The 24656-nt window shown below is 72.4% G+C and carries 23 protein-coding genes; 12 read left to right on the plus strand and 11 right to left on the minus strand.

The window, feature by feature from the left end; all coding sequences use genetic code 11:
- Positions 1 to 35 precede the first annotated feature (35 nt).
- Positions 36 to 644: a hypothetical protein gene (locus ABD784_RS13815; protein ID WP_344885920.1), complete on the plus strand. Its 609-nt coding sequence runs from the start codon at positions 36 to 38 to the stop codon at positions 642 to 644.
- A 25-nt stretch (positions 645 to 669) separates the two neighbouring features.
- Positions 670 to 1038 (plus strand): nuclear transport factor 2 family protein, encoded by a 369-nt coding sequence (locus ABD784_RS13820; protein ID WP_344885923.1) that lies wholly within the window; start codon positions 670 to 672, stop codon positions 1036 to 1038.
- Positions 1039 to 1119: 81 nt separating this feature from the next.
- Here ABD784_RS13820 and ABD784_RS13825 read toward each other — a convergent pair whose 3' ends face one another.
- Together ABD784_RS13825 and ABD784_RS13830 are read right to left on the minus strand one after the other, a co-directional pair.
- Positions 1120 to 2163, minus strand: a complete 1044-nt coding sequence (locus ABD784_RS13825) for an FUSC family protein (protein WP_344885926.1) — start codon at positions 2161 to 2163, stop codon at positions 1120 to 1122.
- Between the two features lie 113 nt (positions 2164 to 2276).
- The gene (locus ABD784_RS13830) at positions 2277 to 2957 is read right to left on the minus strand and encodes an NAD(P)H-binding protein (RefSeq protein ID WP_344885929.1); all 681 of its coding nucleotides are present in this window, start codon (positions 2955 to 2957) and stop codon (positions 2277 to 2279) included.
- A 185-nt stretch (positions 2958 to 3142) separates the two neighbouring features.
- Between ABD784_RS13830 and ABD784_RS13835 the strand changes: the two genes are divergently transcribed.
- Positions 3143 to 4015 carry an EamA family transporter gene (locus tag ABD784_RS13835; protein ID WP_344885932.1) on the plus strand — a complete coding sequence of 291 codons (873 nt, stop codon included), beginning with the start codon at positions 3143 to 3145 and terminating at the stop codon, positions 4013 to 4015.
- A 306-nt stretch (positions 4016 to 4321) separates the two neighbouring features.
- Here ABD784_RS13835 and ABD784_RS13840 read toward each other — a convergent pair whose 3' ends face one another.
- From ABD784_RS13840 to ABD784_RS13860, 5 genes are all read right to left on the minus strand, one after another.
- Positions 4322 to 5692, minus strand: a complete 1371-nt coding sequence (locus tag ABD784_RS13840) for a hypothetical protein (protein ID WP_344885935.1) — start codon at positions 5690 to 5692, stop codon at positions 4322 to 4324.
- A 213-nt stretch (positions 5693 to 5905) separates the two neighbouring features.
- Positions 5906 to 8299, minus strand: coding sequence for a SulP family inorganic anion transporter (locus tag ABD784_RS13845; RefSeq protein ID WP_344885938.1), 2394 nt, complete (start codon positions 8297 to 8299; stop codon positions 5906 to 5908).
- 291 nt (positions 8300 to 8590) lie between these two features.
- On the minus strand, positions 8591 to 9322 hold the full coding sequence (locus ABD784_RS13850) for a FadR/GntR family transcriptional regulator (protein ID WP_344885941.1): 732 nt from the start codon (positions 9320 to 9322) through the stop codon (positions 8591 to 8593).
- 10 nt (positions 9323 to 9332) lie between these two features.
- The gene (locus ABD784_RS13855; protein ID WP_344885944.1) at positions 9333 to 10370 is read right to left on the minus strand and encodes a cation diffusion facilitator family transporter; all 1038 of its coding nucleotides are present in this window, start codon (positions 10368 to 10370) and stop codon (positions 9333 to 9335) included.
- Positions 10367 to 10756 carry an ArsR/SmtB family transcription factor gene (locus ABD784_RS13860; protein ID WP_344885947.1) on the minus strand — a complete coding sequence of 130 codons (390 nt, stop codon included), beginning with the start codon at positions 10754 to 10756 and terminating at the stop codon, positions 10367 to 10369. The genes ABD784_RS13855 and ABD784_RS13860 overlap by 4 nt, the downstream gene beginning before the upstream one ends.
- A gap of 118 nt (positions 10757 to 10874) precedes the next feature.
- Between ABD784_RS13860 and ABD784_RS13865 the strand changes: the two genes are divergently transcribed.
- The 5 genes from ABD784_RS13865 to ABD784_RS13885 all read left to right on the plus strand — a co-directional run bounded on the left by ABD784_RS13865 (position 10875) and on the right by ABD784_RS13885 (position 15845).
- Entirely contained in the window at positions 10875 to 11723 is an 849-nt protein-coding gene (locus ABD784_RS13865) for a (Fe-S)-binding protein (protein ID WP_344885950.1), read from the plus strand.
- Positions 11720 to 13195 carry a lactate utilization protein B gene (locus ABD784_RS13870; RefSeq protein WP_344885953.1) on the plus strand — a complete coding sequence of 492 codons (1476 nt, stop codon included), beginning with the start codon at positions 11720 to 11722 and terminating at the stop codon, positions 13193 to 13195. The genes ABD784_RS13865 and ABD784_RS13870 overlap by 4 nt, the downstream gene beginning before the upstream one ends.
- Positions 13192 to 13833 carry a LutC/YkgG family protein gene (locus ABD784_RS13875; RefSeq protein WP_344885956.1) on the plus strand — a complete coding sequence of 214 codons (642 nt, stop codon included), beginning with the start codon at positions 13192 to 13194 and terminating at the stop codon, positions 13831 to 13833. The genes ABD784_RS13870 and ABD784_RS13875 overlap by 4 nt, the downstream gene beginning before the upstream one ends.
- A gap of 289 nt (positions 13834 to 14122) precedes the next feature.
- Positions 14123 to 14488: an L-rhamnose mutarotase gene (locus tag ABD784_RS13880; protein ID WP_344885959.1), complete on the plus strand. Its 366-nt coding sequence runs from the start codon at positions 14123 to 14125 to the stop codon at positions 14486 to 14488.
- 7 nt (positions 14489 to 14495) lie between these two features.
- Complete coding sequence (locus tag ABD784_RS13885) at positions 14496 to 15845, plus strand: MFS transporter (RefSeq protein WP_344885962.1); 1350 nt, start codon at positions 14496 to 14498, stop codon at positions 15843 to 15845.
- 147 nt (positions 15846 to 15992) lie between these two features.
- Here ABD784_RS13885 and ABD784_RS13890 read toward each other — a convergent pair whose 3' ends face one another.
- Complete coding sequence (locus ABD784_RS13890; protein ID WP_344885965.1) at positions 15993 to 17045, minus strand: helix-turn-helix transcriptional regulator; 1053 nt, start codon at positions 17043 to 17045, stop codon at positions 15993 to 15995.
- Positions 17046 to 17106: 61 nt separating this feature from the next.
- Between ABD784_RS13890 and ABD784_RS13895 the strand changes: the two genes are divergently transcribed.
- From ABD784_RS13895 to ABD784_RS13910, 4 genes are all read left to right on the plus strand, one after another.
- Complete coding sequence (locus ABD784_RS13895) at positions 17107 to 17709, plus strand: DinB family protein (protein WP_344885968.1); 603 nt, start codon at positions 17107 to 17109, stop codon at positions 17707 to 17709.
- A gap of 39 nt (positions 17710 to 17748) precedes the next feature.
- Positions 17749 to 18342 (plus strand): DinB family protein, encoded by a 594-nt coding sequence (locus ABD784_RS13900; RefSeq protein WP_344885971.1) that lies wholly within the window; start codon positions 17749 to 17751, stop codon positions 18340 to 18342.
- Positions 18343 to 18661: 319 nt separating this feature from the next.
- Positions 18662 to 19663 (plus strand): trypsin-like serine peptidase, encoded by a 1002-nt coding sequence (locus ABD784_RS13905; RefSeq protein ID WP_344885974.1) that lies wholly within the window; start codon positions 18662 to 18664, stop codon positions 19661 to 19663.
- A gap of 2 nt (positions 19664 to 19665) precedes the next feature.
- On the plus strand, positions 19666 to 19980 hold the full coding sequence (locus tag ABD784_RS13910) for a hypothetical protein (protein ID WP_344885977.1): 315 nt from the start codon (positions 19666 to 19668) through the stop codon (positions 19978 to 19980).
- A gap of 135 nt (positions 19981 to 20115) precedes the next feature.
- Here the strand turns inward: ABD784_RS13910 and ABD784_RS13915 are convergent, their stop codons facing one another.
- From ABD784_RS13915 to ABD784_RS13925, 3 genes are all read right to left on the minus strand, one after another.
- Entirely contained in the window at positions 20116 to 21642 is a 1527-nt protein-coding gene (locus tag ABD784_RS13915) for a rhamnulokinase (RefSeq protein ID WP_425582987.1), read from the minus strand.
- Positions 21643 to 23676, minus strand: coding sequence for a bifunctional aldolase/short-chain dehydrogenase (locus ABD784_RS13920; RefSeq protein WP_344885980.1), 2034 nt, complete (start codon positions 23674 to 23676; stop codon positions 21643 to 21645). It abuts the gene before it with no gap.
- Between the two features lie 171 nt (positions 23677 to 23847).
- The gene (locus tag ABD784_RS13925) at positions 23848 to 24612 is read right to left on the minus strand and encodes a DeoR/GlpR family DNA-binding transcription regulator (protein WP_344885983.1); all 765 of its coding nucleotides are present in this window, start codon (positions 24610 to 24612) and stop codon (positions 23848 to 23850) included.
- Positions 24613 to 24656: the final 44 nt, after the last annotated feature.

Raw genomic sequence — 24656 nt, forward strand, 5'->3', positions numbered from 1 at the left:
CGCCCGGTCGTGGGCCCAGGCCCTACGCTGGGTTCATGTCGCGCTCGATTCGAACCGCCGCCGTCGTGCTCCTGGGCGCTGCCGCGCTGACCGGCTGCACCGCCCCGGGAGCCACGTCGCCCGAGCCCACCACCGAGACAGGAGCCGAGATGTCGGAGAACGCCACGATCGAGGAACTGCGCGCCGACGCGAAGCGTGTCCTGGGAGCCCTGCACGGGATCGTGCCCGCAGCACCGGAGAAGGACGAATTCCTCTCCCGCATCGATGCCCTGGCGCCCGCCTCCTGCGGATCGAGCGGAGCCCTGCGGCTGGCGCCGGCGCTCGAGGGCGGCGGGATCGAGGATCCTGCGGCGTTCGTCGACGAGGCCGAGCGGATCCTCGCCGAGCTCGGCATCCCGAGCACTCCCGAGGACCGCAACGGCGTCCTCGACGGGGACGCCTACGTGGGTGCCGGGCTGCCGGACGGGCGGATGGTCGCCATCCAGGCCGGCCCCGAGCGGACCATGGTCCAGTACGAGACGGCCTGCTCGGACCACGAGAGCCTGCGCGACGCCTTGGACCAGGCCAGCGATGAAGCTCTGGAGACGGGCGACGACGCCCCGCAGTCGGCGCCGAAGCCCTCGCGCTGGGGCATTCACGGCTGACCGTGCACTCGGTACGCTGCGGAGCATGGATCTCTCACTGGACCGGCTCCTGGAACTCGAGCACCGTGGCTGGCAGGCGCTGTGCTCCTCGCGCGGCGGCTCGTTCTACAGCGATCTGATGACCGCGGACGCCCTGATGATCTTGGTCAACGGGGCCGTCCTGGACCGGGACACGATCGCCGCGACGCTGGACGAGGCGCCCCCATGGGACAGCTTCACCATCGAGGAGCCACGCGCGGTCCCCGTCGGGGAGGACTCCACGGCATTGGTGTACCGGGCCCGGGCGCTGCGTGGTCCGGACCAGCCGTTCACGGCGCTGATGGCCAGCACCTACCGGCTCGTCGACGGCGTCCCCCGGCTGGCGCTCTACCAGCAGACCACCATCACCCACTGAGGTCCGCGCCGGTCCCCCTGGCACGGCCGGTGAATCCGGAGGACGAGCAGGGTCCGGCCCGGCCCTGGTCCGCGACCTCGCCTAGGGCGCGCGGCGGAAGAGTGCCGCCACGACGAGTCCCGACCCCGCTCCGATGACGATTCCGACGAACCGGTCCAGCAGGAGCCACGCGGGGTCGGCCTGCTCGACCAGACTCATCATGAGCAGGATCAGCGGCGTGAAGAAGCCCAGCGCGAGGCCGTAGTTGCGGGCCATGAACATCTCGGTCGGGAACATCAACACGATCACCAGGACCGCCCTGGCCACGGGCGGCCACCCGGGCAGCAGCGCGACCGCAGCCACCGCCAGCCCGACCATGGTCCCGGCGAGGCACTGCGCGCCGCGGGCGAGCCGCCTCCCGAAGGTCGGTGCGGCCAACGGGACCGCAGCACCGGCCGCGGCCCAGCCGAGATGACCGACGTCGAATCCGAGGGCGATCGCGGCGGCGAGTGCCACGGCCACGCCGTACGTCGCTGCACGCCATGCCGCCTCCGCGGGCGGAGTGGGGATCGCCGAGCCGGGCACCGGCGCACTGCGGAACGGGCCGAGCACGCCGATGCGGGTCAGCTGGCCCATCCCCAGGCAGAACGCCGCCGTGGCCGCGAAGACGAGCAGACCGACCTCCGCGATCGCCTCCGAATCGCGCCGGGCCTCGAGCGGCAGCGTGGCGAAGGTGCAGAACGCGAAGAGAACGAAGAAGGGCCCGAGCGGGCGCAGGCCGAGCCGCTCGATGAGCCAGGAGGCGGCGACGGCATAGGCCACAGCGCACGCGGCGATGACCGGAGGGCCGGCGCCCACGGCCGGCAGCGCCGTCCCGGCGGCGACCGCCATCCCGAGGAGCCCCGTGGCGAGGACCTGCTGCCGGAGCCGGACGCCGGCCATCTGCCCCCGGCCGTACATGCCGACGAAGGAACCGAACACGGCGAAGATGAGGAGGTCGATCCGCCCCAGGGCCAGCAGCGCCACGGCCGGAATGGCCAGCCCGAGACCCACCCGGACGGCCGGGCGGTGGTCGGCGGTCTCAGCGATCCGCTGGGCATGCCCGACCAGCGCGGGGCGTCCGAGCAGTCGGGAGGGCGGCGTCACCTGTTCATTGCATCATCCTGCGGCGGGGGCCGCGCGCAGATGACGGACGTCTACGTCCGGTGACGCTCTGCGAAGCGACCCCCGGACGGGGTGCCGTTCCGAACCGGCTGCGCCTACGGGAGCTCCTGATGCAGGAGCTCGACGACGGTTCCCACGGCCTCCTGGACGGTCTCGGGGCCGTCGGTCACCTCGACGATCGCCCGCGACAGCTTGGGCGTGCGGAGCACCTCGGCGACGAACAGGGCGACGTCGTCGCGCGGGATATCGCCGTACTCGACGGCGAGCCCGGCCGTGACGCGCCCGTTGCCCTCGTCGTCCGTCAGCCGCCCCGGCCGCACGATCACCCAGTCGAGCCCGGAGCCCGTCGTCACGGTGTCCCCGCGCTTCTTGGTCTTCATGTAGTGCTCGAACGACGGCGTCGTCTCGCGTCCGCGCGCTGCCTCGGGCATCGCCGAGACCACCACCAACCGGTAGACCTTGGCCTCCTGCGCCGCTCGGAGCGCCTTCTCCAGCCCCTTGCCGTCGATCAGGGTGGTCTGATCCTCACCGGTGCCGTGCGCGCCGGCCGTGAAGACCACGGCGTCGCACCCCTCGAGGATCTCCTCCAGGTCGCCGTCCGACCCCTCGATCAGATCGAACTGCCGCCCCGTGGCACCGGCGGCGTTCACGGTCTCCGCCTGCTCCGCGCGTCGGAAGACGCCCACGGCGTCATCGCCTCGCTCGGCCAGAATCCTGCACAGCCTGCTGCCTATTCCGCCGGCCGCTCCAATCACTGCAACTCTCACGATCACCACTGCCTTTCGCAGAACCGCTTGCTCTCAGGACAGCAGTCCCAGCGGCGGTACGCAAGGGTTGTTCGCTGGGAGTTCCCGGGACGGACCCGGTACCGGGGTGGCCGCCAGCCGGCCGTCGGGAGGAGCGTGCCGACACCGGTGCTGCCGGGCCTCCGGCTCCCCTCCGCTGCCTCTACAGTTGGGGCGTGACAAGCATCTATTCGCCCGCCATCCTGCTGGTGCTGGTCTCCCTCTTCTGCCAGCAGCTCGGCGCCTCCATCGCGGTGACCATCTATCCGGAAGTGGCGGCGCAGGGTGTGGTCGCGATGCGGTTCGGCTTCGCCGCGATCCTGCTCCTGATCTTCACGCGTCCCGGCTGGGGCACCCTTCGCTCGATGGACCGGGCGGCGTGGACGGCGGTGATCGGGCTCGGGTTGACCATGGCGGCCATGAACTCCCTGATCTACGAGGCGTTCGGCCGGATCCCGCAGGGCGTGGCCGTGACGCTCGAGGTCCTCGGACCGCTCGCGCTGTCCGTCATCGCCGGCCGACGGCTCATCGGCCTGCTCTGGGCCGGGCTCTCGCTGGCCGGCATCGTGATCCTCGGCCGCGACGGGTTCGATGCCGCCGAGGGCCTCGATCCCGTGGGCGTGCTCTGCGCCCTCGGCGCGGCGGCGTGCTGGGCCGGGTTCATCCTGACGAACCAGCGTGCCGGTCGGCACCTCCCCGGAGTGCAGGGCCTGGCCCTCGCCATGGTCATCGGGAGCCTGGGGACCGTGCCGATCGGCTTCGCCACGGCCGGCACGGCACTGCTCCAGCCGTGGGTGCTGGCGCTCGGCGTCGGCATCGCGGTCCTCTCCTCCGCGCTGCCCTACGGGATCGAGATGCACACCCTGCGGACGCTGCCCGCGTCCCTCTTCGCGATGATCACGTGCCTCTCCCCGGTCGTCGCCACGCTCTCCGCCCTCGTGGTGCTGCGCCAGCAGCTCGAGGCCCCGGACCTCGTCGCGATGGCGCTGGTGGTCGCGGCCTGCCTCGGGGCCGTCCGGTCCAGCAATCGCCCGGCCCACCCGGCCTAACCTCTGAGCAGCTCGTCGCGAGGGTTGCACCCCCAGGGCGACCGGTTCGGGAGGGCCGCCCCTCCCCAGGGGTTGCGTCTCCGAGGGGCGGCGTCTCCCGAGGGACGGCATCTCCCGAGGGATCGCGTCTCCGTGGGGCGGCGTCTCGGCGTGGTCCGCTCACGCCCCGTTCGTTGTGTCCTCCAGCGGCGGCAGGCGGTAGCCCACCATGCCGTCGGTGGCGCCGAGGACGACGTACTCCTCGTTCCGGTGGCCGACCCGGCGCAGCTCGCCGACGGTCGGCGCCGCCTCGGCGACCGCACGGTCCTAGCGGTTGCAGGCGAACGCTGCGTCGGCGCGCGGCGGGGCGACGAGGTCGTCTCCACGGCTCCAGGTCCCGGAGCCGCGGCTGGCGGAGAACCGGCGGACTTCGAGGCTCTCTCGCGGCGCCGTGCAGATCACGGTCTCCTCGTAGGCCTCCGCCAGTGGCGACCGTTTCTCGGATTCCATCGAGACGGCGAGGGCCTCTCCAGCAGCGTCCACGAGCTGCACGTGTTCGGCTCCGGCGGCGATCAGGGGTCGGCCGTCGGTCGCGTCCAGGACGCTCGTCCCCGTCTCGACGCGCCACAGCTCGTCGCCTGTCTCCAGGTCGATCCCCGCGACGTAGGCGACCACGCCGTCTTCGGCCAGGTCCGGTCCCTCGTCGGTATCGGTGCGCGTCAGCGTCCCCTCGGCATAACCGCAGACCACGAGGACCTGCAGATCCTCGTCGAGGCGGGATTCCTCGCAGCGCGACGTCCCCGGCACCGACCAGAGCATCTCCCCGGTCTCGCGGTCGAGCCGCACCGTCTTCTCTACCGCGGGGAGGTCGAAGACCGTGGTGGTGCCGTCCTCGGAGGTCTCGAAGTGCCCGAATGCCGTGCCGACGAGCGGCGAGCCCTCGGAGTCGTACCAGCCCCACCCGGCCTCCAGCTCGTAGCCGTCCCCGAAGACCTCGGAGTACGTCCGCGTCCACGCGATGTCCCCGTCACGGCCGTAGCCGAGCTCGGCTTCCTCGTCATCCGTGCCCGGCGATACCGAGAGCCGGTCCCCCAGCGTCCACGCGTCCCGGTCGACGAGCGGGATCTCGCGCTCGGCCGGGTCGTGGTTCTGCCAGCGGCCGAGTTCCCAGTCGAAGGCCACGTGCGTGTCCGGCGACCAACTGCCCCGATCGGGGCTGGCGGCGTACCACCACGAGGCCCGGGCGCAGAACGTCTCGCCGCAGTCCTTGGGCATGCTGGCATAGGCCGGCTGCGCCCGGGCGACGCCCGCGCGCTCACCGCTGGCCGCGGCGACCACGCGCAGCTCGCCCGGGCCCTCCTCGACCGGCGCGTAGTAGGCGGCGTAGGTCTCGCCGTCCCGCTCGACTGTGGCGACGGCGGGGACCCGGCCGCCGTCCCGTGATCCGAACAGCGCCGGCTCCCGCCACAGCTCCTCGCCGGTGGCCGCCTCCCGGGCGAGGAGCTGCATCCTCCCGCGGTCGGCCACGTAGGCCAGCACCACGCCGTCCACCCGGACCGGCTCGCTCAGCACCCGGTCGTTGGATTCCCAGACCAGCTCCGCCGGGGTCTCGAGGCGGCGCTGCTCCGCCGCCTCCGCGAGCTCCTGATCGCTCGGCCCGCAGCCGGCGAGTGCCAGCACGCCGACGGCGCCGAGCACGGCGGCGACCGCCCCTCGGGCACGGGCCGCGGGTCGCCGCGGCCCGGAAGCCGGATGCACCGCCCGCGGGCGACCGGGGCCGGCCGGTTCGCCGGGAGGGACCGTGCGGCTGGAGGGGGCGGATCGACGGTCGGGGGCCGTCGGACGGGACGTGATGGTGCGGGCGGCGGCCACGGATGCTCCTGGCTGGTCGGTTCCTTGTGCCGCTCGAACCTATCGGGCGGACGATGCGGCCTGCGACCCGTGCTGCCGGCCTGTGGACAACGCTCCGCCGGCGTTCCGGACCAGGTCCGCCTCGGCGTCGGTCAGGGGTTCGAACCGGTCGCCGTGCAGGACCTGGAGCGTGCCGTCCGCGACGTCGAGGAAGAGGCCGATCAGCCGTATGTCCCGGCCGCCCAGCTGGCGCTTCACCTGGTCCAGGGCGACGGCGACATTGACCTGCGCCAGCTGGTCCGGCGTCCCCAGCCCGCCCGCCGCCGCGCTGGCGCCGACCGGGTGACCCGCCCGCCAGGCCCGCACGGCCGGCTCGGCATGCGCGAGCCAGTCCCCCACCGGGCCGTCGGCCGGACGGCCGTCCTCGCCGGCGAGGACGGCCTGCATGGCGCCGCAGGAGGAGTGACCGCAGACGATCACGGTGTCCACGCCGAGCTCGTCGACGGCGAACAGGAGCGGCGCGGAGACGGAGGCGCCGGTGCGCGGCACCAGGTTGCCCATGTTGCGGCTGGTCAGCAGGTCGCCCGGACCGCTGCTCGTGATCAGGTTCGGCACCAGGCGTGAGTCGACGCAGCCGAGGAAGAAGGCCCGCGGCGCCTGACCACCGGCCAGGCCCCGGTACACGGATCGGAGCCGCGGCGCCTGGCGGCGGTGGTACTCGCGCACGCCGGCGACGAGCGGATGCGCCTCCCCGGCGCGGCCGCGTGCCGGGTCCAGCCATGCTCCCCAGGGGAGCAGGCCGCGCGGGCTGACCGGGGACGCCTTCGCGGGTCGCTCGGTCGGCGCGTCGGGGCGCTGCGGCAGGGAGGCAGCGCCACCTGGCCCGGTGGTACCGGATGCGTCGCCGGCACGGTCGTGCGCGCCGTCGTCGGAGCCCCCGTGCGGGCCGGAGTGCTCCAGCAGCGCGTCGCCGCCGCGCTGTTCGTAGCGGGCCACCCAGTCGGCGAGCTGGTCCTGCGCGGCCGGGTCGATGTAGTCCACGAGCAGGTCGACCTCCACGACCTGGCCCTCGGGGAGCGACTGCAGGTGCCGCAGCACCAGCGGCATGGCGAGGAAGGTCAGGCTTCCGCGGAGGTCCACCAGCCACAGCTCGCGCCCGTCCGGGGCGTCGCCGGCACGGCGGACCGCCACGGAGAGCCGGAGCACCCGCCAGAGGACCAGTCCGACGGCGGCGAGCAGACCCAGCAGCACGCCCTCGACGAGGTTCAGGAGGAGGACGCCGAGCACGGTGACCGCATAGATCCAGAGCTCGCCGCGCGCCCGGGCCTGAAGGATGTCGCGGCGCCGCACCAGGTTCACCCCCATGACGATCAACAGCCCGGCGAGGGCGGCGAGCGGGATCTGCTCGATCAGCCCCACCAGCACCAGGGCGAACAGGAGCACCCAGACGCCGTGCAGGACGGCCGAGGCACGGGTGCGGGCGCCGGCCGCGACGTTGGTGGAGCTGCGGACGATCACGCCGGTCACGGGCAGTCCGCCGAGCAGACCGGAGGCCGAGTTGGAGAGGCCCTGGCCCACGAGCTCCCGGTCGAGGTCCGCGCGCGGTCCGGAGTGGAGCTTGTCCACGGCGACGGCGGAGAGGAGGCTCTCGACGCTGGCGATCAGGGCGATCGTCAGGACAGCGCCGGCGACGGCCAGCGGGGCGCCCTCCGGCAGTGCCACGTTGCCGAGCACCGCGGCGAGGTCACCGCCGAGGTCGACGCGCTCGGCGTCGGGCAGCCAGAGGGCCGCCGCGACCGTCACCGCCGCGACGGCGACCAACTGGCCCGGCACTGCCCTGGCCCGGGCGGGCAGCCGGGGCCAGAGGAGGAGGACAGCGACGACGCCGGCCGCCGCCAGGACCGCGTGCGGATTCAAGCGGGCGGCGTTCGCGAACGCCGCCTCCACGTTGGTCAGGGCGCTCGACTCGGAGCTCCCGCCCAGCGCCACATTGAGCTGGCCGAGCACGATCGAGACGCCGATGCCGGCGAGCATCGCGCTGACCACGGTGGGCGAGATGGCGAGGGCGTACCGTCCGAGCCGGGTGACGCCCAGCACGATCTGCAGGACGCCGGCCGCCGCCGTGATCGCGCACGTGGCGGGCCAGCCGAACTCGGCGACGACCTCCGCCACGACCACCGTGAGGCCCGCGGCCGGACCGCTGACCTGGAGGGCCGATCCACCGAACAGGCCCGCCACGATCCCGCCGACGACGGCGGCGATCAGCCCGGCCGCCACCGGTGCTCCCGACGCGACGGCAATGCCCAGCGAGAGCGGGACGGCCACGAGGAACACGACGAGCGAGGCGGACACGTCGAAGCGCGCATCGCGGCGGAACCAGGTGCGCCATCCGGGCGCCGGAACGGAGTCGGGGGTGGGAGCGGGCGTCGGCGGAGAACTGGAGGAAATGGACACGGCGAGACTCCTTGAAACATCGTCGGTGTTGTTTCTCCGGCCCCTTCCGGGCCGGCGCCGTCAACGTATTTTCGGAAGATGAGCCGAAAATGAGAAAGGGGTCCCGAATCACCACGTTTCAGCGTGTGACAGGGGGCGATGCGCCAGAGTCCGCGGATTTCCACCACAGAAAATTAACAGAGAAGAGGCCCGGCGCATTCATGACTGGAAATTACGTGCAGAATAAACTAACCGGCGTAGCAGAATCGCGTGAGGACGCTGCGTGCATGCCCTGATGCACTGCGGGCGACGTCAACGCGTCGGCTTCGCCACCCGATCGTGGAACCAGACGATGTGCTCCGCCACGAGCCGGGCGGCGTCGGACCGGCGCCCCTCCGCGACGGAGGCGAGGATCTCGCGGTGCTGCGCCCGCAGCGTGCTGACCACGCGATCCCAGTCGGCCTCGCTGGTGATCGACTCGGCCACGTAGTCGCGGATGGACAGGCGCAGCGACTCCATCATCGCCTCGATCACGGCGTTGCCGGCCAGGGAGGTCAGCAGGACGTGGAAGCGTGCGTCGAGGTCGTGGAAGTCGCCCCGCGGTGTGGCGGGGTCCTCCATGGCCTCCAGCAGTCCGGCCGCCTCGTCCAGGACCGCCCGGCTCCGCTCCGGGTGCGCCTCCAGGTCCGTGGCCTCCGCGGCCCAGGACTCGAGCAGGATGCGGGTCTGGACGATCTCCTCCACGCTCAGCTGCGCCGACGCCACGTGCATGCGCAGCGCGGTGGAGATGCCGGCGGCCGGCCGCGAGATCAGCACGTTGCCGGCGGTCGGGCCGGAGCCGGTGCCGGAGCGGACCACGCCCATCACCTCCAGGATCCGCATGGCATCCCGGACCGAGGCGCGAGAGATGCCGTGCTGCTCGGCGAGCGCCCGCTCCCCCGGCAGCTGGTCGCCGACGCGCAGCCGCCCGGCGCGCAGCTCGGCCTCGATGCTGTCGAGGACGGGCTGATAGGCCTTGGCGGGGGCTGGGAGCTGTTCGTTCACGCCCACAACTCTATGCGGGGCGCTCCGCCGGGTGCGCGGCCTCGGCGCAGAGGACCACGCCGTCCAGTCGGGGCAGCTCCCGCGCCAGGCGGGCCGTCGCCGCCCGGCGGACGGCATCCGCCGCGGGCAGCGACGTCTCGGCGACGCCGAGGGTCGCCGAACCCTGGAGCCGGTGCCCCACCCAGCGCAGCCGCAGGTCGGAGACGTGGACGACGCCGGGCGTCCCGGCGAGCGCACCCCGCGCCCGGTCGACGAGCTCGGGCTCGATCCCGTCCATCAGGCGCCGCCCGATGCTGCGGACGGTTCCCCACAGGAGGACGACGATCGCCGCCGAGATCAGGAGCCCGACGATCGGATCCGCCAGCGGGAAGCCCAGCATGGCGCCGAACCCGCCGATCACTACGGCGAGCGAGGTGAAGCCGTCGGTCCGGGCGTGGACCCCGTCCGCGATGAGGGCCGCGGACCCGATCCGCCGGCCGACCCGGATCCGGTACACCGCGACCGCCTCGTTGCCGGCGAACCCGATGACGCCGGCCGCGATGACCCACCAGAGGTGCGCCAGCGGCTGGGGATCGATGAGCCGCTCGATCGACTGGTAGGCGGCGACGATCGCCGAGAGGGCCACGACGGCGATGATGAACAGGCCGGCGAGGTCCTCGGCGCGGCCGAAGCCGAACGTGTACGTCCGGGTGGCGGCGCGGCGGCCGAGGACGAACGCGATCCACAGCGGGACGGCGGTGAGCGCGTCCGAGAAGTTGTGGACCGTGTCCGCGAGGAGGGCGACGGAGCCGCTGACCAGCACCACGGCGAGCTGCAGCACGGTGGTCGCCAGCAGGATCAGTAGGCTGATCTTCAGCGCCCGGACGCCCTGGCTGCTGGCCTCGACCGCATCGTCGATCGAGTCGGCCGCATCGTGGCTGTGCGGGACGAAGACCCCGTGCAGAAACCCCCTGATCCCGGTGTGATGGTGCCCGTGCGCGTGCCCCGGCGACCCGGCATCGCCGTGGTCGTGGTCGTGCTGGTGCTGGTGCTGGTGCGACGAGCTCATTCCCGGTCACCCTCCACGGTCGACGGCGACGGCCGGCGCTCGTGGCGGTGGTGCCATGGCGTCCCGCCGAGCGAGTGCTCGGCCTGGAAGATCGCGTCGGAGACCAGCTGGCTCGCATGCTCGTTCTCCAGCCGGTAGAAGACGCGCGTGCCCTCCTGCCGGGTCCCGACGATCCGCGCGAGGCGGAGCTTGGCCAGGTGCTGGGAGACGGCGGCCGGCGACTTGCCGACCTCCTCGGCCAGGCTGTTCACGGACCGCTCCCCGTCCCGCAGCGCCAGGATCACCCGCACCCGCGTGGCGTCGGCCAGCATGGCGAACACCTCCACCGCCAGCTCCACGTACTGGCTGTCCGGGTGCCGTCCGCACCGTTCCTTATCTGCATCCATGCGCAGATTCTTGCATAAGGAGCTCCACAGCACGAGCCCTTGACGTCGCCACCGCCCGGGTGGACGCTCGCGGTACGTCGATCTACTATGGTCTGACCACATACCGAGAGAAGTCCCCATGCGAATCGCCCTCTTCGCCACGTGCATCGTGGACGCCATGTACCCGCGCGTCGCCCGCGCCACGGTGCAGATCCTCGAGCGCCTCGGCCACGACGTCGTCTTCCCGTCCGGCCAGGCCTGCTGCGGCCAGATGCACACCAACTCCGGCTACTTCGACGCCGCCACCAAGGTGGTGGACAACCACGTCCGCGCCTTCGAGGCCGACGAGTACGACGTCGTGGTGGCGCCCTCCGGGTCCTGCGTCGCCTCGGTGAAGCACCAGCACCCCATGCTGGCCGAGCGCAGCGGCGACGCCGGGCTCAAGGCCCGCGCCGAGACGATCGGCGCCAAGACGTACGAGCTCTCCCAGCTCCTCGTCGACGTGCTCGGCGTGACGGACGCGGCCGCGCAGATCGGCAGCCACTTCCCGCACACGGTGACCTACCACCCCTCCTGCCACGGCATGCGCCTGCTCCGCCTGGGCGACCGGCAGCTGAACCTGCTCAAGAGCGTCGGCGGGATCGACGTCGTCGAACTCCCCGAGGCGGACCAGTGCTGCGGCTTCGGCGGGACGTTCGCGATGAAGAACTCCGAGGTCTCCGGCGCCATGCTCGAGGACAAGGCCCGGAACATCTGCTCCACCGGGGCCTCGCTCTGCTCGGGCGGCGACGCGTCCTGCCTCCTGCACATCGGCGGCGGCCTGTCCCGCTCCGGCGCGGCCGCCGGGACCCTGCACTTCGCCGAGATCCTCGCCAGCACGCTCGAGGATCCGGCCCAGCTGCCGGACTCGAGTGGCACCACGGCGGGCACGGCCACCCCCACGACCGCCGGCACAGCGACCGGGACGACGACGGGAGCGACACGATGAGCACCACCTTCGTCGGGATGCCGGGCATCCCGGGCCGCGGCAACCTGCACGCCGAGCTCCCCTTCCCGAAGGCGGCCAAGGCGGAGCTGACCAACCCGCAGCTGCGCGCCAACCTGCGGCACGCCACGCACACCATCCGCGACAAGCGCGTCCGCGTGGTCGGCGAGCTGCCCGACTGGGAGGACCTGCGCCAGGCCGGCGCGGACACCAAGAACGCCGCCATGGCGAACCTGCCGGCCCTGCTGGAGGAGTTCGAGCGGAACTTCAGGGCCCGCGGCGGCACCGTCCACTGGGCGCGCGACGCCGACGAGGCCAACCGGATCGTCACCGATCTGGTCCGCGCCACCGGCTCGCCGGAGGTCGTGAAGGTCAAGTCCATGGCCACCCAGGAGATCGGGCTCAACGAGCACCTCGAGGAGCAGGGCATCCCCGCCTTCGAGACCGACCTCGCCGAACTGATCGTGCAGCTGGGCCACGACAAGCCCAGCCACATCCTGGTCCCCGCCATCCACCGGAACCGGTCCGAGGTCCGCGACATCTTCCTGCGCGAGATGCCCGACGTCGACCCCGCCCTGACCGACAACCCGCCCGAGCTCGCCATGGCCGCCCGCGCTCATCTGCGCCGGAAGTTCCTCTCGGCGCGCGTGGCGGTCTCCGGCGCCAACTTCGCGCTCGCGGACACGGGCACGCTCGGCGTCGTCGAGTCCGAGGGCAACGGGCGCATGTGCGTCACGCTCCCGAAGACCCTGATCACCGTCATGGGCATCGAGAAGGTCCTGCCGACGGCCCAGGACCTGGAGGTGTTCATGCAGCTGCTGCCGCGCTCCTCCACCGGCGAGCGCATGAACCCGTACACGTCCCTCTGGACGGGGGCGACCGCCGACGACGGCCCGCAGGACGTCCACATCGTGCTGCTGGACAACGGCCGCACCAACGCGCTGGCCGATAAGTACGGCCGCACCGCCCTGAACTGCATCCGCTGCTCCGCCTGCATGAACGTGTGCCCGGTGTACGAGCGGACCGGCGGCCACGCCTACGGCTCCACGTACCCGGGGCCCATCGGCGCGATCCTCTCGCCGCTGATGACCGGGATCGAGGCCGAGGACAACGGCTCGCTGCCCTACGCCTCCAGCCTCTGCGGCGCCTGCTACGACGCCTGCCCGGTCAAGATCGACATCCCCGAGATCCTGGTGCACCTGCGCGGCGAGGACGTGAAGGCCCAGCACGCGCACCGGCGGATTCCCACCGAGATGGACCTGCTGATGAAGGGCGCCGAGGTGGTCCTGAGCTCCGGCCGGATGCTGGCCCTGGCGGAGAAGGGGCTGCCCCTGGGACGCCTGCTGGCCGGACGGGACAAGAAGATCAAGAAGCTGCCGGGCAAGCTCGCCGGCGGCTGGACGGCGTCGCGGGACATCCCGGCGCCCCCGGCGCAGTCGTTCCGCGACTGGTGGAAGAAGGAGGGCCGCGCATGAGCGCGCGCGAGGAGATCCTGGGCCGCATCCATTCGGCGCTCGCGGACGCGCCCGTGGCGCCGACCGTGCAGCGGACCTACCGACGCGAGGCCGACCTGGCCGGCGAGGCCCTCGTCGAGATGCTCGTGGACCGGCTCGTGGACTACAAGGCGAACGTCGACGTCGTCGTCTCCGCCGACCTCCCCGCGACCCTGGAGCGCCGGCTCGCCGCCGCCGAGTCCTACGTGGTCCCGCCCGGGCTGGCGGACTCGCCCTGGTGGGGCACTGCCGCGCTGGAGGCGGACCCGCGCCGGGTGGTGGACGCGGTCGACGCGCCGCTGTCCGTGACGGACCTGGACACGACGTCGGCCGTGGTCACCTCCTCGGCGGTGTCCGTCGCGGAGTCGGGGACCATCATCCTGGACGGCTCCGCGGAGATGGGCCGCCGCGCCATCTCCCTGGTGCCGGACCACCACGTCTGCGTGGTGCCGGGCTCGACGATCGTGCAGCTGCTCCCCGAGGCGCTGCCGCGCCTGGACATCACCCGACCGCAGACCTGGATCTCCGGGCCGAGCGCCACGAGCGACATCGAGCTGGAGCGCGTCGAGGGCGTGCACGGACCGCGCGACCTCGACGTCGTGATCGTCACGGACCTGTAGCGCTCCCCGCCCCGCGCCGGGCGTGGACGCCTCGGCGGAGCCCTCCGACCTGCACTTTCAGGCTGACGGATCTCCGTGGTTGAAACGTCTCAAAATGCGGGTAGGATAGACCGCGATCACAGAGACTGCGGTCACAGGCCCGGGTGAGGAAGGTCTACGCGATCCCCTCGCCGTGCCGCACCGGTCGCCTGGGTGCGGCCCTCCAGCCGGAGGGTCGCGCGCACCCGCCGCATGAATCGATTCATGCCTGCCAGGCACCGACCGTCGAATCCACACAAGGGAGTTTGCAATGGACGCCACCAGCGGCACGATCGCCGGCCTGGTCGAGCTGGGCCCGGAGGTCACCACCACCCGCGCCTGCTTCCTGCTGCACATCCGGCCGGAGCGGCTGGCCGAGTACGTCGAGGTCCACCAGCGCGTCTGGCCGCGGATGCTCGACGCGCTCCGCCGCCACGGCTGGCGCAATTACACGCTCTTCCTGCGCGAGGACGACGGCCTGGTGGTCGGCTACTTCGAGGCCGACGACGTCGCCGCGGCCCAGGCCGCCATGGACGCCGACCCCGTCAACGCCGAGTGGCAGGCCGAGATGGCCCAGTTCTTCGTCGAGGACAGCGTCCAGGAGGCGCTGCTCCCCTACTTCCGCCTCCCCGAATAGGAACACCATGTCCGAAGCAACCCAGCAGCCCGCCCGTCCGCGGATCAGCGGGTGGAAGGCGACGATCGCCGTCGCCATGTCCAACTACATCGAGGCCGGCTCCATCATCGCCCTGGCCACGTCCCTGACCTTCTGGCAGGACTACTTCGGCTTCTCCAACCTCATGGTCGGGCTCGTCGCGGCCGTCAGCGCCAACGCGTTCGGCGCCGCCGTGGGCGCGCTCATCGGTGGTCAGCTGGGCGACCGGTTCGGCCGGAAGTTCATCTACACGTACGACCTCATCGTCTACATGCTCGGCACCCTGCTGGTGGTCTTCGCAGCGCACCCCGCGATGCTGCTGACCGGCGTGGTCCTGACCGGCATCGCCGTCGGCGCGGGCGTGCCCGTCGCCTGGACGTACATCGCGGAGGAGGCCCCGGCCACGGACCGGGCGAAGCACGTGGGCTCGGCGCAGCTGGCCTGGTCGCTCGGCCCGGCACTCGTCTTCCTGTTCGCCACGATCGTGGTGCCGCTGGGCCTGCTGGGCTCGCGGATCATCTTCGCGCACCTGTTCGTCGTCGCCTTCGTGACGTGGTGGGTCCGGCGCGGCCTCGCCGAGTCGGACACCTGGAAGAAGTCGAACGCGGAGCGCCTCGCCTCCGAGGCCTCCACCGGCATCCGGCGCCGCAACTACCGCGAGCTGCTGCTCAACCGCGGCAACCTCAAGGCGCTGCTGTTCCTGACCGGCGTCTACGCGCTGTGGAACCTGGTCGCCGGCCAGATGGGCATCTTCATGCCGCGCGTCTACGAGACCGCCGGCGTCGAGTCCGGCACGCACCAGAACCTGCTGCAGGTCCTGCTGTGGACCTGCACCGTGGCCGCCACCTACTGGGGCTTCATGAAGTACGGCGACCGCGTCTCCCGCCGGAAGCTCTACATCGTCGGCGCCGTGCTCGGCATCGCCGCCTGGGTGCTGCTGGTCTTCGCGCACATCACCATGCCGCTGCTGATCGTCTTCGCCGTCCTCTGGGGCGTCTCGGCGGGCATCGGTGCCCAGGCCTTCTACGCGCTCTGGGCCGCTGAGATGTTCGCGACCCGCTACCGCGCCAGCGCCCAGGGCGTCCTGTTCTTCGTCGCCCGCATCCTGGTCGGCGTGCTCAGCTACTGGTTCCCGACCATGCTGGCCGAGCAGGGCGTGCCGTTCGTCGGCTCCGTCATGATCGCCCTGCTCGTCGCCGCACTCATCATCGGCGCGGTCGGCGCACCGAACACCAGCGGCCGCACCCTCGAGGAGATCGAGGCCGAGCGCTACGGCACCGCACCGGGCGAGGCCCCGGCCGACGCCTCCAGCACGACGCCGACCGCCGGCACCCGGTAGCCGCGCACCCGGTAGCCGCGCACCCGCTGGCAGCCAGCTGCGGCACGGGATCCGAGCCCCGGTCCGACCACCCCCTCTCCCCTCGAGGCTGGTCGGGCCGGGGCTCTCGCGCTTCTCGGGGGTGACGCCCGCGGCACGGTCGGACGGTCAGGCTCCTCCACGGCCCGTCGGCGGCGGTCGGACGCCTCCGCCGCCCGCGGCCCCACCGTCGATCGACTCGCGCCCCGGCTGCCCGCCGCCGGCCATCCGGAGCAGCTGCTCCCCGAGCCGGGCCGCCGCTGCGACGGCCTCGTCCGGTTCGAGGATGCGGCAGGGGAAGCCGAGCCGCCCGACGTGGAAGAGCACGAAGTCCGGCGACGCCGCCCCGGCCGTGAGCACGCACGCGTCCGGACCATCCGGCTCGATGGTCGCGGCCCCGGCCGGCACGCGCGCCCGCACCGCCTCGGCGGGCGCCTCGATCCGGATCCGGGTCACGGAGGGGTACGGGTTGGAGGAGATCGCCCGGCCCACGAACTCGACCGGGTCCGGCGCCTCGCGCGGCCGGAACCTCCACCCCGTCCGGCGGACCGTGCCCACGCGGTCCAGACGAAAGGTCCGCCAGTCGTCCCGGTCGACGTCGTACGCCATCAGGTACCAGCGCCGCCCCGCCGAGACCAGGCGGTACGGCTCCGCGCGCCGCTCCGCCAGGTCGGACGGGCGCCCGTACGCCTTGGCGTAGTCGAACACGATCCGCTCCGGGGTGCGGATGGCCCGCGCGATCTCCACCAGTGTCCCCGAGGGCACCGACTCCGCGGTCCCGCGCGATCCGTCGAGCGAGACGGTCGACTGGGCGACGGCCTCCACCGCACCCCGCAGCCGGGCCGGCAGGACCTGGTCCAGCTTGGCGAGGGCGCGCACCGCCGCCTCGCCGGCGCCGGAGACGCTGCCGCCGGTGGCCAGCCGCAGTCCCACGGCGACGGCGATCGCCTCCTCGTCGTCCAGCAGCAGCGGCGGCAGCGCCCGGCCCGCCTCCAGCAGGTAGCCGCCGGCGGCACCCTGCTCGGCGCGGATGGGATAGCCGAGGTCGCGGAGCCGCTGGACGTCGCGGCGCACCGAGCGCGTGGTGACCCCGAGCTCGGCGGCGAGCTCCGTGCCGGACCAGACCGGCCGTGACTGCAGGAGGTTGAGCAGGCGCAGGGCCCGCTGCAGGGTTTCGGCCATGTCCACAGCCTGCCACGGACAACGGACAGTTCCTGTCCTATATGCGCGCCAGAGTGGAGCCATGGAAACAGAACGCACCGTCCACGTCACCACCGGCACCGACTGGAACGAGCGGCTCGTCGAGCAGCTCGACCTCCACTGGCGGGTGGCGCTCCGGCCCCGCCTCGAGGGCCTGACCGATCACGAGTACCGCTGGGAGCCCGTTCCCGGCTGCTGGAACGTCCGGCCCCGCGGGGAGAGCGGGCCGGCCTTCGAGGGCGCGGTGACGGCCGGTGGCGGCGACTTCGTCATCGACTTCGCCTTCCCCGAGCCGACGCCCCCGCCCGTGACCACCATCGCGTGGCGGCTCGGCCACCTGATCGTCGGCGTCCTCGGCGCACGGAACGCGAGCCACTTCGGCGGGGCTCCCATCGACTACCCGACGCACCCGTACGCCGGCACCGCCGCGGCGGCACTGGAGCAGCTCGACGAGGTCTACGCGCACTGGATCTCCGGCGTCCGCGGGCTCGGCGCCGAGGGGCTGTCCCGCCCCTGCGGACCGGCGGAGGGGCCCTACGCGCAGAGCCCGCTCGCCGACCTGGTGCTGCACATCAACCGCGAGGTCATCCACCACGGGGCCGAGATCGCCCTGCTGCGCGATCTCTACGCCCACCGAACCCACTGAACCACCCTCCGCAGATCAGCCTCTTCGAAAGGAACCACCATGCCCGCCATGCCCGGACCCGTCGCCGACGAGAAATCGTCCCTCCTCGCCTTCCTGTCCCAGCAGCGCCAGAACTTTCGCACCGTCGCCTTCGGCCTGACGGACCAGCAGGCGCGCCTGACCCCCACCGCGTCCGCGCTCTCGGTGGGCGCGTTGATCAAGCACGTCACGGCCTGCGAGGCCGGCTGGGTGGGCCGGATCGCCGCCGCACCCGAGTACCCCGCCTCCGACTCCGTCCCGTTCGAGGAGGCCGCGGCCGCCTACGCGGAGCAGTACCGGATGAACGAGGATGAGACGCTCGAGGGGCTGATCGCCGCACTCGACGAGCAGGAACGGACCACCGAGTCGATCATCCTCGCGGCCGATCTGGACGCCGCCGTGCCGGTGCCGCGCAACGCCCCGTGGTTCCCGCGCGACCTCGAGGCCTGGTCCGTGCGCTGGGTCCTCGGCCACGTGCTCGAGGAGCTCTCCCGGCATGCCGGCCATGCGGACATCATCCGCGAGAGCATCGACGGCGCCACCTGGTTCGAGCTGATGGCCGCCATCGACGGGATGGAGGAGACGCCCTGGCTCAAGCCGTGGCAGCCGGCCTGACACCCGCTCCGCCGTCCTCGCCGCCGAAGCCGTGCCGCCGCACCGCGGCACGGCTTCTCTGGTTTGGCTCAACGCCCTGGCCCCGGCCCGCACGCGGTTGCTTGACTGGCCTCGAGGCGCAGGAGCCGAGCCACCCCAACCGGGCATCTCCCCGTCCGCGGCCCGGCCGGTCCGGCCGGGCCGCTGCGAGCCGAGTCTGAAAACTTTTTCAGGTTCTTTTGCTCAAGGGGCTAGTCAAAGTGGCGTGTTCTTGTTTGACTCTGTCCGTGACCGGACTGTGAACTAGGTCACGATTCGGAATCCATCCCTAGGAGGACTCATGAACGCAGAATCATCCAATACCCGACGACCCGGCGAGGGCCGCTCGACCACTGGCCGGCGCAGGGCCGCGAGCATGCTCGGCGCCGTGGCGCTGGGCGCGGCCCTGCTGGTCGGCGGCACGCAGGCGGCCGCCGCCGATCCGAGCGAGCGCGCGGGCACCGTCTCGAAGGGGATCTCCAAGCAGGAGGCGTCCTCGGCCGTCTCCTACTGGACCTCGGAGCGCATGAAGAACGCCAAGTCCGCCGACGTACTGCTGAAGGACAACAAGAAGTCCAAGCCGAGGATCGAGATCGGGGCGCCCACCAAGATCAAGGGCGAGCGTCCGGTCCAGAAGGCCAAGCCGACCAAGAACGCCTCCGAGACCCCGGTCTCCCACATCGGCAAGGTCTTCTTCACCATGAACGGCTCCGACTACGTCTGCTCCGCCAACGCCGTGGTCTCCGCCAACGAGTCGACGGTCTCCACCGCCGGGCACTGCCTGAACGAGGGCCCCGGCGGCTTCGCCTCCCGCTTCGTCTTCGTCCCCGCCTACGAGAACGGCTCGGCGCCCTACGGGACGTGGGCCGCCACCGAGCTGCACACCACCCCGCAGTGGGCCAACCAGGGCGACATCACGTACGACGGCGCCTTCGCCGTCGTCGCGCAGGTCAACGGCCGGACCCTCACCGACACCGTCGGCGCCTCCGGCGTGGCCTTCAACCAGTCCCGCGGCCTGACCTACAGCGCCTACGGCTACCCGGCGGCACGCCCCTTCAACGGGGAGACGCTGGAGTCCTGCTACGGAAAGGCGACCGACGACCCGTACGGCCAGACGCAGTCCCAGGGCATCCCCTGCGACATGACCGGTGGCTCCTCCGGCGGCCCGTGGTTCATCGGCTCCGGCACCAACGGCTACCAGAACTCCGTGAACAGCTTCGGCTACTCGGGCGTCCGCAACACGATGTTCGGTCCGTACTTCGGCACCGACATCCAGAACGCCTACCAGCAGGCCCAGAGCTAGGCATGACCGAGCACCCGGACCAGGATCCGCCGGCCGAGCACCGCATCGTCGCGAGCCCGGACGAGCAGATCGCCCACTTCACCCGCGAGCGCCGGCGTCAGGCGACGCCCCGCGAGATGGTGCGGCCGAGCCCCGGGGACGACGATGCCCCCGAGGACACGCGCACCGGGCGGGGCGGAGGATCCGGGGGCACGGCGGCCGGGCACGGGGACACCGCGTCCGGGGATAACGGCGAGCCGTCGCAGGACGACGGCGGCCGGTCCCCCGGTCCGGACGAGCAGTCGCCCGGCCCCGAGCGGGCGGGCGACACCGGCTGACGGCACCGTCCGTCCGGAGGGTCCGCCCTCGGCGGTCCGGCCGTCGAACGGGCGACGCCCCGGTTGGGAGAGAGGCCTGAACCTCTCCCAGCCGGGGCGTCGTCGTCTGCGGACCGGGCTAGCCGGACATCGCGGCTAGCTCCCCGCCGGCTCGTAGCGGACCGGGTCCGCCGCCACGGCGGCGCGGAGCTCGGCCAGCCCGCCGGTCAGGAGTCCCGCCGCGCGGGCCTGGACCAGCAGGTTCCCCTGCGCGGTCGCCTCGACCGGCCCGGCCAGCACCGGCAGACCGGTGGCGTCCGCGGTCAGCTGGCACAGCAGGGCGTTCTGCGATCCACCGCCCACGATGTGGAGGACCTCCGGCCGCTTCCCGGACAGCTCCGACGCCTGCCGCAGCGACGCGGCGTAGCCGGCGGCCAGGCTGTCCATGATGCAGCGGACCGTGGCGGCCTGCTCGGCGTCGACGGCGCCCGCGTCGGCGCTCGCAGCCGCAGCCCCGGCGGCGGCCAGCGTCCCGCCGTCGGACTCCACGGCGGCACGGAGCCGCGCCGGCATGCCGCCGGGCGCGATGAACTCCGGGGAGTTCGCGTCGACCACCGGCCCGCCGGCCGGCAGGGCCGCGGCGGCGGCCAGCAGGTCGGCCAGCGGCCGCTCCCGGCCCTCCTCGGCCCACGTGCGCGTGCACTCCTGCAGCAGCCAGAGGCCGCCGACGTTCTGCAGGTACCGGATGGTGCCGTCCACGCCGCGCTCGTTGGTGAAGTTGGCCCGGCGGCTCGCCTCGGTCAGCACGGGCTCGTCCAGCTCCAGGCCCACCAGGGACCAGGTGCCGGAGGAGACGTAGGCGAACTCGCGGTCCTCGGCCGGCACGGCGGCGACGGCCGAGGCCGTGTCGTGCGAGCCGACGGCCACCACGCGCACGTCCGGGTCCAGCCCGGTCTCCGCGGCGACCTCCGGCAGGAGCGTCCCGTAGGCCTCCCCCGGCGCGATCAGGTCGGCGAACACCTGCGGGACCCCGATCGCCTCGAACACCTCGGCGGACCAGGCGACCTCCCGCGCGTCGAACAGGGCCGTGGTGGACGCGTTGGTCTCCTCGGTGCGCTCCGCCCCGGTCAGCCAGTACGCCAGCAGGTCCGGGATCATTAGGGCGCGCAGACCCGCCAGGTCCGGCTCGGCGGCCAGCTGGTACACGGTGTTGAAGGGCAGGAACTGCAGGCCGCCGATCGCATACAGCCGCTCCGGCGCGATCGCCGCGTGCACGCGGTCGATCACGGGCTCGGTCCGGCCGTCGCGGTAGGCGTGCGGCGGGCCCACGAGCTCGCCGTCCGCGTCCAGCAGGCCGTAGTCCACGGCCCACGTGTCGATGCCGATCGACACCACACGCTCGCCGCTCTCCCGCACGACGGCGGCAGCGGCCTTCAGCCCGTCCGTCACCTCGCGCTGGAGCGACCGGGCGTCCCAGTGCAGGGTGCCGTCGATCTCGGTCACCCCGTTCGGGAACCGGTGGACGATCTCCATCTCGAGGCGGCCCGGCCGCCCGGCGCCGCCGGGCCCCAGGCGGCCGACGATGACGCGGCCCGAGGACGCGCCGATGTCCACGGCGATCATCGCCGCACCGGGCGCTGCGTGCGCGCCGTCCCCCGCCGTCGTCGTACCCACCGCGGCCATCTAGCGCAGGAAGGCGGCGGCCACGCCGGCGTCGACCGGGATGTGGAGGCCGGTGGTGTGGGACAGGTCGGCGGTGCAGAGCGCGAAGACCGCGTTGGCGACGTTCTCCGGCAGCACCTCGCGCTTGAGCAGAGTGCGCTGCGCGTAGAACTTGCCCAGCTCCTCCTCCTCCACGCCGTACACGGCGGCGCGCTTGGCGCCCCAGCCGCCGGCGAAGATGCCGGACCCGCGGACCACGCCGTCCGGGTTGATGCCGTTGACCTTGACGCCGTACTCGCCGAGCTCGGCGGCCAGCAGGCGGACCTGGTGGGCCTGGTCCGCCTTGGTGGCGGAGTAGGCGATGTTGTTGGGGCCCGCGAACACGGAGTTCTTGGAGGAGATGTAGACGACGTCGCCGCCCATGTCCTGCGCGATCAGCACCTTGGCGGCGGCGCGGGAGACCAGGAAGGAGCCCTTCGCCATCACGTCGTGCTGCAGGTCCCAGTCCTTGACCGTGGTGTCCAGGAGGGACTTGGACAGGGACAGGCCGGCGTTGTTGACCACGAGGTCCAGTCCGCCGAAGGCCAGCACGGCGGCGTCGACGGCGGCCGCGACCTCGTCCTCGCTGGTGACGTCGGCGCGGACGCCGATCGCGACGTCGGTGGAGCCGATCTCGGCGGCGACGGCCTGGGCCTTCTCCAGGTCCAGGTCGGCGATGACCACGCACGCGCCCTCGGCGGCGAGGCGCTCGGCGATGGCCTTGCCGATGCCGGAGGCGGCACCGGTGATCAGCGCGATGCGGGTGGCCAGCGGCTTCGGCTTCGGCATGCGGGCCAGCTTGGCCTCCTCCAGCGCCCAGTACTCGATGCGGAACTTCTCCGACTCGTCGATCGGGGCGTACGTGGAGACGGCCTCCGCGCCGCGCATGACGTTGATGGCGTTGACGTAGAACTCGCCGGCGACGCGTGCGGTCTGCTTGTCCTTGCCGAAGCTGAACATGCCCACGCCCGGGACCAGGACGATCGCCGGATCGGCGCCGCGCATGGCCGGGGAGGAATCGTCCGCGTAGCGGTTGTAGTAGGCCGCGTAGTCCTCGCGGTAGGCGGCGTGCAGCTCGACCAGGCGCGCCTTGGCGTCCTCGACGGAGGCGTCCGCCGGGAGGTCCAGCACCATGGGCTTCACCTTGGTGCGCAGGAAGTGGTCCGGGCAGCTGGTGCCCAGGGCGGCGAGCTCGGCCAGGCGCTCCGAGCCGAGGAACTCGAGGACCTCGGGGGCGTCGGTGAAGTGGCCGACCTGCGGCTTGTCGGTGGAGGCGAGGCCGCGGATGACCGGGGCCAGCGCGGCGGCCTTGGCGCGGCGCTCCGCCTCCGGCAGGGCGCCGAAGCCGGACTTCGCGGCGCCGAACGGGTCCTGGCGGCCGTGCTCGGCGATGTACTGCTCGGCGGTGCGGATGATGTGCAGGGAGTTCTGCTCCGACTCCTCGGCCGTGGCGCCCCAGGCGGTGATGCCGTGTCCGCCGAGGATGCAGCCGATGGCCTGCGGGTTGCGCTCCTTGATCTCGGCGATGTCCAGGCCCAGCTGGAAGCCGGGGCGGCGCCACGGCACCCACACCACCCGGTCGCCGAAGATCTCGGCGGTGAGCTTCTCGCCCTCGACCGCGGTGGCGATCGCGATGCCGGAGTCCGGGTGGAGGTGGTCCACGTGGGCGGCGTCGACCAGGCCGTGCATGGCGGTGTCGATGGACGGGGCGGCGCCGCCCTTGCCGTGCAGGCAGTAGTCGAACGCGGCGACCATCTCGTCCTCACGCTCGACGCCCGGGTACACGTTGACCAGGGCGCGCATGCGGTCCAGGCGGAGGACGGCCAGGCCCTGCTCGGTGAGAGTGCCGAGGTCTCCGCCAGAGCCCTTGACCCAGAGCAGCTCGACGTCCTCGCCCGTCACCGGGTCCTGCTCGGTGCCCTTGGCGGAGGTGTTGCCGCCGGCGTAGTTGGTGTTGCGCTTGTCGGCGCCCAGGCGGTTGGACCGTGCGATCAGATCGGCGACGGGAGTGCTCATGTCAGTTCCTTCGATCAGGGGGCGGTCCGGCCGGCGCGCCGAGACCCGTTTGTTCATTCGTGTTAAGTGTTACACGAAACGACACGACCGACAAGGGTCCGTCGCAGATTCCCCTCCCCCGCCTCAGGGCAGGTCGACCTCAGGGCGGGTCGGCGCCACAGGGGCTGGTGGTCACAGCAACTCGACGCGCCCGCGGTAGGCCTCGAGCGCCGGGTCCGCCGGATCGAGTTCCGTCACCATCATCCCGATCCGATCCCACGCCAGCCCCCGGACCAGCGCCCGCTGCCCGAGCTTGGAGGAGTCGACGATGAGGACCGTCTCGTCGGAGGCGTCGGCGAAGGAGAACTTCACCTGCGTCTCGGCCAGCGTGACCTCGGACGGCCCGTCCGGGTCGACGGCCGCGGCGGAGACGAAGAACGTGGAGTAGTGCAGGCTCGCGGCGGCCTGGCAGGCGATGTGCCCCACGAAGGAGTCCGTCTGCTCCTCGGCCTCGCCGCCCACCAGCAGCGCGGAGAGCCCCTCGACGCCGCGGGCGACGCCGAAGTTCTCGTAGGAGTTGGTGGCGGCGATGACCTGCCGCCCGTCGACCCGCGGAACCCCGCCGAGGACGACGCCGGCCGTGGAGGACGCGTCGAGGGCGATCGCCCCGTGCTGGGGCACCAGGTGGGCGACCTTCTCCGCGATGACCCGCTTGGCGTCGGCGCGCCGGGCCATCCGGTCGGTGAAGGAGCGCGGCCGCAGCGACGGCACGGCCCCGCCCCGCACGCGGCGGAGGTCCCCGGCCGCCTCCAGGTCCGCGAGATCACGCCGCACCGTCATCGAGGACACCGAGAGCTCCGCCGAGGCGGCCTCGATCCGGATCCTCCCGTCGCGCTGCAGGATCTCGAGCAGTCGCTGGCGCCGGACCTCGGCGTCCACAGTTCCCGTTGTAGCCATGCTGCGATGCTACTGGGCCGCCGTTCCCGCGACCGCCGCTCGCA

The sequence above is a fragment of the Zhihengliuella alba genome (assembly GCF_039538765.1).
GTDB classification, from domain to species: Bacteria; Actinomycetota; Actinomycetes; order Actinomycetales; family Micrococcaceae; genus Zhihengliuella; species Zhihengliuella alba.